This window comes from Janthinobacterium sp. YR213 (genome assembly GCF_900099875.1).
GTDB classification, from domain to species: Bacteria; Pseudomonadota; Gammaproteobacteria; order Burkholderiales; family Burkholderiaceae_D; genus Janthinobacterium; species Janthinobacterium lividum.
In genome coordinates this window covers 217,899-229,554 of record NZ_FNDA01000002.1, presented here as the reverse complement: position 1 = coordinate 229,554, position 11,656 = coordinate 217,899, and the positions used below count along the sequence as shown (strand labels likewise).

General features: G+C 65.5%; 9 protein-coding genes. 1 reads left to right on the top strand and 8 read right to left on the bottom strand.

Annotated elements, in window-relative coordinates; all coding sequences use genetic code 11:
* Window positions 1-7: 7 nt before the first annotated feature.
* Genes BLT98_RS10225 through BLT98_RS10215 form a run of 3 tightly spaced genes read right to left on the bottom strand, consistent with a single transcriptional unit; the run spans window position 8 to window position 3,673 of the window.
* Entirely contained in the window at window positions 8-1,468 is a 1,461-nt protein-coding gene (locus tag BLT98_RS10225; protein ID WP_092607405.1) for an aspartate aminotransferase family protein, read from the bottom strand.
* Between the two features lie 12 nt (window positions 1,469-1,480).
* Entirely contained in the window at window positions 1,481-2,851 is a 1,371-nt protein-coding gene (locus BLT98_RS10220) for a glutamine synthetase family protein (protein WP_034788700.1), read from the bottom strand.
* A gap of 54 nt (window positions 2,852-2,905) precedes the next feature.
* Entirely contained in the window at window positions 2,906-3,673 is a 768-nt protein-coding gene (locus BLT98_RS10215) for a gamma-glutamyl-gamma-aminobutyrate hydrolase family protein (RefSeq protein ID WP_092607402.1), read from the bottom strand.
* Window positions 3,674-3,955: 282 nt separating this feature from the next.
* Here BLT98_RS10215 and BLT98_RS10210 point away from each other — a divergent pair, with 282 nt between their 5' ends.
* Window positions 3,956-5,101 carry an MFS transporter gene (locus BLT98_RS10210; RefSeq protein WP_070254670.1) on the top strand — a complete coding sequence of 382 codons (1,146 nt, stop codon included), beginning with the start codon at window positions 3,956-3,958 and terminating at the stop codon, window positions 5,099-5,101.
* Between the two features lie 6 nt (window positions 5,102-5,107).
* Here the strand turns inward: BLT98_RS10210 and BLT98_RS10205 are convergent, their stop codons facing one another.
* The 5 genes from BLT98_RS10205 to BLT98_RS10185 all read right to left on the bottom strand — a co-directional run bounded on the left by BLT98_RS10205 (window position 5,108) and on the right by BLT98_RS10185 (window position 11,576).
* Entirely contained in the window at window positions 5,108-5,920 is an 813-nt protein-coding gene (locus tag BLT98_RS10205) for a hypothetical protein (protein ID WP_092607399.1), read from the bottom strand.
* On the bottom strand, window positions 5,917-6,483 hold the full coding sequence (locus BLT98_RS10200; RefSeq protein WP_244517456.1) for a sigma-70 family RNA polymerase sigma factor: 567 nt from the start codon (window positions 6,481-6,483) through the stop codon (window positions 5,917-5,919). Before BLT98_RS10200 ends, BLT98_RS10205 begins: the two co-directional genes overlap by 4 nt.
* Before the next feature lie 49 nt (window positions 6,484-6,532).
* Window positions 6,533-8,422, bottom strand: coding sequence for a beta-propeller domain-containing protein (locus BLT98_RS10195; RefSeq protein WP_092607396.1), 1,890 nt, complete (start codon window positions 8,420-8,422; stop codon window positions 6,533-6,535).
* Between the two features lie 96 nt (window positions 8,423-8,518).
* Window positions 8,519-9,142, bottom strand: coding sequence for a trimeric intracellular cation channel family protein (locus tag BLT98_RS10190; protein WP_070254674.1), 624 nt, complete (start codon window positions 9,140-9,142; stop codon window positions 8,519-8,521).
* A 4-nt stretch (window positions 9,143-9,146) separates the two neighbouring features.
* A complete protein-coding gene (locus BLT98_RS10185) occupies window positions 9,147-11,576 on the bottom strand; it encodes a penicillin-binding protein 1A (RefSeq protein ID WP_092607394.1) in 2,430 nt (809 codons plus the stop codon).
* Between the last annotated feature and the right edge of the window lie 80 nt (window positions 11,577-11,656).

Sequence of the window (11,656 nt, the reverse complement as noted above, 5' to 3'; positions counted from 1 at the left end):
AAAAAACCTACACCCAGCTCTTCGCCTTCACGTCCGCATGGGTCTTGTCCAGGCACACGCGTATCAAGCCCACCATTTCATCGATCTGCGCGCGCGTCATCACCAGCGGCGGGGCGACGATCATGCGTTCGCCCACGGCGCGCATGATGACACCGTTGTCGAACATGTGGCCGCGGCAGATCATGCCCACGCCCTGATCCTCGTCGAACAGCTCGTTGTCATGCACGGTGGCGCCCTTCTTGCGCACGAGGTTCAGGCCCGCGACCAGGCCGCAGCTGTCCGCATAGCCGACCAGCGGATGTTCGCCCAGGCTGGCGAAGCACTGCTTCAGGTACGGTCCCGTATCGTCGGCCACCTTCGCCACCAGCTGCTCTTCCTCGATGATGCGGATGTTTTCCAGCGCCGCCGCGCAGGCAACGGGGTGGCCGGAATACGTGAAACCGTGCGTGAATTCGCCGCCCTGCTCGATCAGCACCTTGGCTACCCTGTCTCCCACCAGCACGCCGCCCAGCGGCACATAGCCGGACGTGACACCCTTGGCAAAGGTGATCAGGTCGGGCTTTATGCCGAACAGTTCGGAGCCGAACCAGTGCCCCAGGCGGCCGAAGCCGCAGATGACTTCATCGGCGATGAGCAAAATGCCGTACTTGTCGCAGATGCGCTGGATCTCCGGCCAGTAGGTCGATGGGGGAATGATGACGCCGCCGGCGCCCTGCACCGGCTCGCCGATGAAGGCGGCCACCTTGTCGGCGCCGATTTCCAGGATCTTGTCTTCCAGCCAGCCAGCCGCCTTTACACCGAATTCCTCGGGGCTCAAGCCGTGGCCCGACTCCAGGTAATTGGGCTGGCCGATATGCGCGATGCCGGGGATGGGCATGCCGCCCTGCGCATGCATGCCATCCATGCCGCCCAGCGACGCTCCCGCCACCGTGCTGCCGTGATAGGCATTGTGGCGGCTGATGATGGTATGCCTCTCCTTGTAGCCGAGGATATCCCAGTAGCGGCGCACCATGCGCAAATTCGTGTCGTTGCCTTCGGAGCCGGAACTGGTGAAGAACACGTGCTGGAACTGCGGCGGCGAGATTTGTGCCAGCTTGGCGGCCAGCTGCGCGGCCGGCACGTTGGTCGTGCCAAAGAAGCTGTTATAGAACGGCAGCGTCTCCATCTGCCGGTACACGGCTTGCGAGATCGACGTGCGGCCGTAGCCCACATTCACGCACCACAGGCCCGACATGCCGTCGACGATCTTCTTGCCCTGGCTATCCCACAGGTAGACGCCGTCGCCGCGCACCATCACCCTGGCGCCCTTGCTTGCCAGGTCCTGGAAATCGGTGAATGGATGCAGGTAGTGGGCCGAGTCCATCTGCTGGATGGCGGCCGTGTCATACACCTGCGGCGCCGCGTTTTTCTGCGCCACGGAGGCGACCAGGGCGGCGCTCGGCGCCAGCGGATTGTTTGCTGTACTCATTGCGATCCTTTCTTAAACGTGGAGCAGAAGATGCTCGCGCTCCCAGGGGCTGATGACGGTCATGAACTCCTGGTGCTCCAGGTCCTTGATGGCCGCATACACGTCGATGAAACGCTCGCCCAGCACCGTGCGCAGCTTGTCTTCCGCGCGCAGCAACTGCAGGGCTTCGGGCAAGCCTTGCGGCAGTTCGAACTTCATGTCATAGGCGCTGCCCACCATCATCGGCGTCGCTTCCAGCTGCTCCGTCATGCCGAGATAGCCGCAGGCCAGCGTGACGGCCAGGGCCAGGTAGGGATTCGCGTCGGCGCCGATGATGCGGTTTTCCACGCGCCGGTCCTGCACGCCCGACTCGGGCACGCGGAAGCCCACCGTGCGGTTGTCCAGGCCCCACTGGATGTTGATCGGCGCGGCCGTATGGCGCACGATGCGGCGGTAGGAATTCACGTAGGGCGCGACGATGGCCATGGCCGACGGCATGTAGCGCTGCAGGCCCGCGATGTAATGCTTGAAGATGGGCGCGGCCGAACCGTCCTCGTTGCTGAAGATGTTCAGGCCCGTCTTCGCATCGACGACGCTCTGGTGCACGTGCATGGCGGAACCCGGTTCACCCGCCATCGGCTTGGCCATGAAGGTGGCGTACATATCGTGTTTCAGGGCCGCTTCACGCAGGGTGCGCTTGAAGAAAAACACCTTGTCGGCCAGGCCCAGCGGATCGCCGTGCAGGAAGTTGATTTCCATCTGTCCCGCACCGATCTCGTGGATCAGCGTATCGACGTCAAGGTTCATCAATTCGCAGTAATCGTAGATATCCTCGAACAGGGGATCGAACTCGTTGACGGCGTCGATGCTGTACACCTGGCGGCTGGTCTCGGCCCTGCCGCTGCGGCCGATGGGCGGCTTCAAGGGCAAGTCCGGGTCCGTGTTTTTCGCCGTCAGGTAGAACTCCAGTTCCGGCGCCACCACGGGTTTCCAGCCCTTGTCCGCATACAGTTTCAGCACGCGCCGCAGCACGGAGCGGGGCGCGAAATCGACCAGCATGCCGTCGGCAAAATAGCAGTCGTGGATGACTTGCGCGGTGGGATCGGTTGCCCACGGCACCATGGTGATGGTGGTGGGATCGGCCTTCAAGATCATGTCGCGGTCGGTGCTGGAAATGGCGCGGTCGTAGCCGCCATCGTCGACCGGGTAATTGCCCGTCACCGTCATGCCGAGTACCGCTTCCGGGATGCGCATGCCGCGCTCCTGGGTGAATTTCCCGCGCGGCAGGATCTTCCCGCGCGCCACGCCCGTCAGGTCGGGTACCAGGCATTCGATTTCCGTGACGCGCTTTTCATTGAGCCACAAATCCATATCCGTATAGGTGAAATTTTCACGTATTGCCATGTTTCCCTCTCGTTGGTCTTGATCGAACACCGCGTACTGCGTGCGGCGCGCCTGTCATCCTGTTTTTCTATGCTGCTGTTCCTGGTAATCGCGGCAAGCCTGGCCGAAGGCGCCGAACAGGCGCATGGAATGCGGATTGTCTTCCACCTGCCATTCCGGGTGCCATTGCACGGCCAGCGTAAAACCGGCGGCGCTGGCCACCGTATACGCCTCCACCAGGCCGTCGTCGGCCAGGGCTTCCACCAGCAAGCCATCGGCCAGCCGGGCGATGCCCTGGCCATGCAGGGAGTTGACCATCATTTCGCTCTCGCCGCCCAGCAGGCGTGACAGCAGGCCGTCGGGCATCAACTTGATGCGGTGCGCTGGCGCGTACTGGCGCGCCAGGGGATCGAGCACGTTCTCGCGATGGTCCTGCATGCCCGGCACCGCGTGCACGGCCTGGTGCAGGCCACCGCCCAGGGCCACGTTGACTTCCTGGAAGCCGCGGCAGATAGCGAGCAGGGGCAGCTGGCATGCCAGCGCGGCGCGGATCAGGGGCAAGGTGGTGGCGTCGCGCGCGGGGTCTTGCGGCAGGTCGGGATGGAGGATATCTTCGCCATACAGGCGCGCGTCGACGTTCGAGGCCGAGCCGGTCAGCATCACGCCATCGGCGATCTGCAGCGCCGCTTCCAGGTCCGCATCCGCGCCCAGGGCGGGCAGCAGCAGCGGCATGCAGCCGGCGCCACGCAGCACGGCGTGCAGGTATTTGTCCTGTGCCATGTGCCAGACGTGGCTGCCAAGCTGGCGCTGGCAGGCGGGAACGAGAACGATGGGACGGCGCATGGGGCTTCCTCGCTGGCGTGACGATCCAATGACAGCGCCATCACGGCGCTGCCGCTCGCTTCACTGTACAGCAGAGCCGGCAGGGGCGGCCACACGGATGGACGTGGCCAGCGGCGGCACACATCGCCTACACTACGGCTTTGCAGTATTGTCCTTATTAAAATCATCATATGCCCGTCCGGCGCCAAACACCAGCGCCGCAGGCAAAGTCCCTTACTTTCCCATGCATCCACACCGTTTTCCAGCCATACCGAACACCTTTTCCACCCCGCGGGGGCAGCCATGAAACACATGCCGTGGCGCGACTTCTTCGCCCTCGTGGTGAGCATCGGCGTGGTCGGCCTGGGCCTGGGCGCCACCATGCCGCTCACCGCCCTGACCCTGCACCAGCGCGGCGTGGGCACGGACATCATCGGCATGATCACGGCCGTCAGCGCCCTCGGCATCCTGGCCGCCTCGCCGTTCGTCTCGCGCTGGGTGGGGCGTTTCGGCGCGCGCGCCACCATGCTGGGCGCCGTGTGGGTGGCGTCGCTGGCGACGATCGCCATGCAGTTTACCGACCACCTGCTGGCGTGGAGCGTGCTGCGCTTCCTCTTCGGTGGCGCCATGGGCGTGCTGTTTACCATCGGCGAAGCGTGGGTGAATCGCCTGGCGCCCGATAATTCGCGCGGCCGCGTGGTCGCCATGTACACCACCAGCTTTACCTTTTTCCAGCTGATCGGCCCCGCCCTCGTGGCCCTGTTCAACGACAAGATCAGCTGGAGCTTCGCCGCCTGCGGCCTGCTGTTCTTGCTAGCCGTGCCGGGCTTGATGCTGATCTCGAACAGCGGCCCGGAACGCGAACCGGAAGAACACGGCGTGAAGTGGACCCTGATCCTGCCGCGCATGCCGATGATCGTGCTGGGCGCCGCCTTCTTCGCCCTGTTCGATACCCTGGCATTGAGCCTGCTGCCGCTATACGCGATGGAGCACGGCATCGGCACGGACCTGGCCCTGCTGTCGGCCACCGTGGTGCTGGTGGGCGACACGGGCCTGCAATTCGCGCTGGGCTGGATGGCCGACCGCTTCGGCCGTGCCAAGGTGCATGCGGGCTGCGGCGTGGCCGTCTGCCTGCTGCTGCCGCTGCTGCCGTTTGCCGTCGGCACGCCGTGGCTGTGGTGGACCCTGCTGCTGTTGCTGGGCGCGGCGGCGGGCGGCATCTACATGCTGGCGCTGGTGGCCTGCGGCGAGCGTTTCACGGGACTGTCGCTGACCAGCGCCAGCGCCATCGTCAACGCCACCTGGGGTGTCACCAGCGGCGGCGGTCCCCTGTTGACGGGGGTCCTGATGCAATCGGTGGGCGTGAACGCCCTGCCGGCCGTGATGTGGGTATGCGCCGCCATTTTCGTGGGCAGCGCCGTGTGGGAGCGCAGAAAGGGAATCGTCTAGCGTTTTTTACTTATTCTCCAGCCGCTGCCGCAACTCCTCGGCCACAGGGTAGTCGGGATACGCTTGCCGGAACGCCGCCCATTCCTCCTGCGCCAGCGCACCTTCGCCCGCCTTCAAGAGGGCGTCAATCTTCACCAGCCACACGGAAGCGTCGAGCTTTGCGGGCGGCGGCATCGGCGCGGAGCGGGCCGCAACGGGCGCGGGCTTGGCCAGCGCCCGTTGCACCGGTGCCTGGCGCTGCATGCTGGCCTCGGCCTGCATGGCCGCTTGCTGCTCCATCGCCTGAGGCATTGCCGTGGCAGGGGGCGGCGGGGCCGGTGGCGCTGGCGCTGGCACGGGTATTGGTACTGACACGGGTGCCGGCACTGGCTCGGCCTGCGCTGGCATCCTGGCTGCCGCCTTGGCCATGGCACGCGGTGCCGACGGCGGTGGCGCAGACACCGTCGCGGGTGCAGCGGCCGGTTCGGACATCACCTCCTGCGTGACCGGCTCCCCGACCACGGGAAATTGCGCAGGCTTCGAGCCGAACCAGTCCACGCCGATCAGGTTCACCGTCAACAGCACGGCTGCGGCCAGCCCCAGCGGGACGCGCCAGCGCTGCAGATAGTCCGGTGATTTCTTGGCAGGCAAGGTACGCAGCACGCCATCGGCGCTGTCGTTCGCCGCTGCCGGCTTGTGCAGGGCTTTTTCCGCGTCCGCCAGAATGGCCGCATCGAGCGCGCTGGAAGGCGCGGGCTGCGGCAGGCTGGCCAGCAGCGCGTTCAATTCTTCGTCGTGATGATCTTGAGGATCTTGAGGATCCGTATCGTGCGTATTCATGCCTGTCCTCCCGCGCCAGCGGCGCTGTCCAAGCCCGCGCGCAATTTCTGCATGGCGTAACGCAGCCGGCTCTTGACGGTTTCCGCCTCCGCCCCCGTCACGACGGCGATCTCGAGGATGCTCATGCCGCTGAACTGCTGCAGCACCAGCGCCTCCTTTTGCTCCACCGGCAGCGCGGCGATGGCGGCATGCAGCAGCGCGTGCTGCTGTTTCTGCTCCAGCGATTGCGGCGGCGATGTGCCCTCGTCCGCCAGTTCGCCCACGTCGTCGTGTTCCTGTCCTTCCCGCTGGCGCAGGATGTCGATCAGACGGTGGCGCGCGATCAGGTACAGATAGGTGCGGAACGCCGCCTGCGGCTGGTAGCCGGCGCGCGCCGCATGCAGGCTGGCCCACGCGTCCTGCGCGATCTCGTCCACCCACGCGCGGCGCGGCGAACGCCAGGCCACGAAGCGGTACAGGCCCTGGCTATGGCGCCGGTACAGTTCGCGAAACGACGGCAGGTCGCCAGCGCTGTAGCGCAGCATCAGGTCTTCATCCGTCGCGGTGATCAGGGTATCGGGCATAAGAACCAGTGTAGCCGAACTACGCGGCGGCGACAATTTCGCTACGCCGTCAGCGTGCAGCGGGCGCAATGGGTGCATAGCTGATGCGGCGCACTTCGCGGATCTGTCCATCCCTGAACGCCCCTTCCACCAATTCATAGCCGAGCAAAGCGAAGACCCGGCCCTGCAGGAACAAGGGGCGCGCATTGCCGTACCAGTCCACGCAGGACGCGCGGCAGCCATCGTCCGGCGTTTGGCCGGACCGCGCCGCCAGCGCGCCCAGTTCCGTCAATTGCAAGCCGCTGTTGCGCAGATAGAGAACGGATGCGGCTGACTTGTTGAGGCCAGGCCGCTCGTCCGCGCCCAGGATGGGCAAGCCGATCATGCCCTCGCCGGCCGCTTGCGGCTTGTAGAAAAAGCCGTGGCTGCGCGACTCGCCCTGCGCCGCATCGGCGCGGATATAGCGCGCGGCAACCGCCGCCTGCGCTCCCAGGCGAATGCTGCTGAAGTGCAGATCCCGTCCCTGCGCGCCGATCACCACGGCGTCATCGCCCAGCGCCTCGATGCGCTCCACGCCGTGCGGCAGGGACAAGGCTTGCACGCTGCCCGCATCGGCCCAGCGCACGGCATACAGGGGCTGGCGCGGCCAGGCCTGATCCGCCTGCCGGCGCCCGGCATTTCCCGGATTGCCGTACAACAGATAGGATCCCACATAACGGTTCTGCAAACCGTAGCCACCGCCACCGGGCAGCGCCTTGTAGCTGCTGGCGGGCGCGCTGTCGCGGCCATCGGAAAACGACGCCAATGGCACGCGCAGCAAGGCCATGTCGCCCCGCCCTTTTGCGCCATCCCACATGCCATCGCCCTGGCCTTCGGCACGCAGCAGGACATTCAGATGGCCGTCAACGCTTTCCAGGAACGAGAACTGGTCGACGGGGGCACCGGCCACTTTCAGGGCGCTGGGCGCGCTGCCATCGAGGGGAATGCGGAACACGCCCGAGTCGCTGCCGCGGCGCGTGGTCCACACGAACACGGATTCGCCCGACACATAAAACACGCGGCCCTGCGGCCCCATCACGGCGGTCGCTTCGCAGCGCATGTCGCGCTGCGCCAGGTCGCACACGGTGACCGTATGCAGGGTCAGGCCGGCGCCCATCTCGGGCTCTTCATCGGTGCGGTAGATGCGCGTGGCCGGAGCGATGCGCTTGAAGTCGGACGGCACGGCGTCGGGGCGCCAGCGGCGCAGCGCGGGAAAACCGCTGAACGGGTCGCCACGGCGCAAGTTCAGCGACAGGGGCGAATAGAACACCAGCTTGCTGCCGACCAGGCGGCTCGCGTAATTACGCGAGGAATAATAATCGTTGGAGCGCAAGTGATAGGTGGAACGGTAGGCCAGTTTGCCGTCCGCGTTGACGTCGAACAGACCGATCTCCGTGCCGCCACGGCTGTAGCTGTAGCCGATCACCACCACCGTATCGCCGTCGATCAGCATCTCGTCATACCAGCTGCCCGACGGGTCGCTGCCCGGCGCGAACGCGTCGAGCGAAGACACAGGCTGCAAGGCCTTGCCGCCCACCTGCACGGTGAACAGCTTGCCGCGCCTGAGCATCACCAGGTGCTTGCCATGCAGCTTGACGATACCGCCTTCGTCCACGCCCGCCGTCTGCACATTGGTGACCGATTCCGCCGCTTCTGCCGATGCTGCCGGCGCGGCTTTCGCCGCCATCGGCGCGGGAGGGGCCGGCGCTGATACCGCCATGGACTGCGCCGTGGCGCGCTGCAGTTTCTGCTGCTCCCTTTGCAGCGCCGCCTGGCGCGATTGCAACTGCTGCAGGTAGCTGCTCAAGGCCTGCTCACTGGCAAACGGCACCAGGGTCTTGCGCGGCGCCGTGCCGGCGGCGTGGCTGCCGGCCGACAGCAGCAGGGACAGTATCAATGTGATCTTGAGGGCGCTGGACATCGCTTCTTCTCCGGTTGGCTGGGGTGTCCAACATGAAACGCAGCGGCGGAGAAAAAGGGGTTAAACGCGCGTGAAAATATTCACGCCGCTGCTATCTTACTCAAAGCCCCGTATGCGGTCGCCATTGAAATTCGGCAGGCGCCATTCGAAGTGCAAGGCCAGGAAGCGGAACAGGAAACCGGCGCCGATGGACGCCAGCTGCGCCACAGAGCTGTCGACCTTGAAGTACAGCAGGCCGACATACAGGCTACCCGTGAACAGGGCCACGGTGGCATACACTTCGCGCTGCAGCACGAGGGGGATCTGGTTGCACAGGATATCGCGCAGCAGGCCGCCGAAGACGCCAGTGATCATCCCTGCCAGCACGACGATGGCCGGGTGCATCTTGGCAGACATGGCGATGTCGCAGCCGATCACGCAAAACGCCACCAGGCCCAGTCCGTCGACCAGCAGGAAGATGGCACGCAGGTGGTGCAGGTAGCGCGCGACAAAGGCCGTGACGACAGCCGCGCCGATGGTAAACAACAGGTATTCGGGATGCGCGATCCAGCCCAGCGGATAGTGCCCCAGCAGCACGTCGCGCACGGTGCCGCCACCGAGCGCCGTGACGGTGCCGATCATGCAGATGCCGAACAAATCCATGCCGCGCCGCATGCCCATGATGGCGCCGGACATCGCTTCGGCAACAATCGCCACCAGGTAAATCGTATATAACAGCATGCTCTTACTCTTCCGAAAATGATTTGAGAATTTGTTCGCGTTCGCGCGCTTCGCTCAGGGTGCGCGCTTCGTGGCCCGTGCCGCTGGTGCCGCGCTCTTCGCCGTTGGCCAGGCGCGTATCGGCGCCCAGGCTGCCACTGCCGCAGCTGACGCTGCTGTGGATAAAGGCATGGTTATCCTTCAGGCAGTCGCCGGCCAGGTATTCCGCATACACGTAATCGCCATCGAGCAGGGACAGGCCAGGCGGTTCCGCCAGCACCTGTTCGCGGCGGCCCTGCACGGCCACCTGCATGTAGTCGCGCCAGACGGGTAGCGCCAAAGTCCCCCCGGTGGCGTTGCCCAGGCTTTTCGGCTGGTCGTAGCCGAGCCAGACGACGGAAACCAGGCCCGAGGAATAGCCGGCGAACCAGGCGTCATACGCGTTGTTCGACGTGCCCGTCTTGCCGGCCGCGTCGCCGCGTCCCAGCGCCAGCGCGCCGCGTCCCGTGCCGCTCTTGACGACGTCGCGCAGCATGCTGTCCATGACGTAGGCGTTGCGCGTGGAGATCACTTGCGTACCCGGCGCCGGCTCGCCCTTGGCGCGTGGCGCCGCATCGCTGAACAGCACTTCACCGCTGCGGCTGCGCACTTCCTTGATCAATTTCGGCGGCATCTGCACGCCGCCATTGGCGAAGACGGCATACGACTGCGCCAGCTGCAGCGGCGTGACGGCGCCCGCGCCCAGCGCCAGCGGCAGGGAGACGGGATTGCGCGCGCCCTCGAAACCGAAGCGCGTGGCGTAGTGCTGCACGTAGCCGGGACCGGCCGCCTGCATCAGGCTGACGGCGACGAGGTTCTTCGAGCGCACGAGGCCGCGCCGCACGCTGATGAAGCCTTCATAGTTGTTGCCGTAATTGCGCGGACGCCAGGGCCGTGCGCCCGTTTCCTGCGGCAGCAGCAGGCGCTGCGTATCGTCCACGGCCGTGCCGGGGAAATATCCCTTTTCCAGCGCCGCCGAATACACGAAAGGCTTGAAGCTGGAACCGGGCTGGCGGTAGGCCTGCATGGCGTGGTTGTAGTGGTTGCGGTAGAAATCGAAGCCGCCCGCCATGGCGACGATTTCGCCGCTGTGCGCCTCGACGGAAATGAGCGCACCTTCCATCTCGGGCAACTGGCTCACCAGCCAGCGCTTCTTTGCCGCGTCGTGCATCACGCGGATCACGCTACCCTCGACGATGGCGCGCTTGCCATCCCATTGCAGCTTGCCGCCCAGGCGCGCATCCGATGCCGCCAGCACGATCTCGTCGCCATTGCGCAGCTGCGCCGTCACCTGGCGCTTGCCGGCGGTTTCCACTTTGCGCACGAGGGCGGCGCGCAATTCTCCGCTGTCCGGGTAGGCGGCCAGCTGGCGCGCCACGCTGTCTTCGGAAGCGGCCAGGCGCGCTTCCGGGCCACGGTAGCCGCGCCGCGCCTGCGCATTCAATAGCCCGTCGCGCAGCGACTTGTCGGCCGCCCGCTGCGGCGCCATGCGGATGGTGGTCGTCACGTCCAGGCCCATGCTGTAGGCGCCTTCGGGATAGCTTTGCAGGATCAGCTGGCGCGCTTCCTCGACCGCATACGCGGCCGCGTGCACGGAGCTGTTGCGGTCCTTGTTCAGGGCCAGTTTTTCCGCCACCGCCGCATCGTATTCGGCTGGCGTGATGTAACCGAGTTCGCGCATGCGCTGCAGGATGTAATGCTGGCGCACGGTGGCGCGCTGCGGATTGGCGACGGGGTTGTAGGCCGATGGCGCCTTCGGCAAGCCGGCCAGCATGGCCGCTTCCGCGATGCTGACCTCGGCCAGCGGCTTGTCGAAATAGATATTCGAGGCGGCGGAAAAGCCATAGGAACGCTCGCCCAGGTAAATCTGGTTCATATACAGTTCCAGCAGCTTGTCCTTGCCGTAGTGCTGTTCCAGCTTGTAGGCCAGCAGCATCTCCGTCAGCTTGCGCTGCACGGTTTTTTCGCGCGACAGGAAAAAGTCGCGCGCCACCTGCATGGTGATGGTGCTGGCGCCCTGCGCGTGGTGGCCCGTGACGACGTTGGCTAGCGTGGCGCGCGTCAGACCATAGAAATCGACGGCGCCATGCTCGTAGAAACGCGCATCCTCGATGGCCAGCAAGGCCTGGCGCATGCGCAGCGGGATGTCTTTCAACGGCAGGAATTCACGGCGCTCTTCACCGTACTCGGCCAGCAGCTCGCCTTCGCTGGAGAAAATGCGCAGCGGCAGGGCGGGCTTGTACTGCGCCAGGTGCTCGACGGCCGGCAAATCCTGCCACGCCTGGCGCAGCCACCAGCCGCCCGCCAGGGCGGCGGCCATGCCCAGGCCCAGGGTCAATCCCAGGCCGAATTTCAGATTGCGCGCCAGCTTAGACTGGGGCTTGCGGGGGGTGCTGCCGTTCGCTTGTGCTTCCATGGTGGTATTCCCTTGCTGCCAGGAGGCCGCACGCTGGCGCGTGGCACTCCATCAAAGAGGTATTGTGCACTGCAACACAC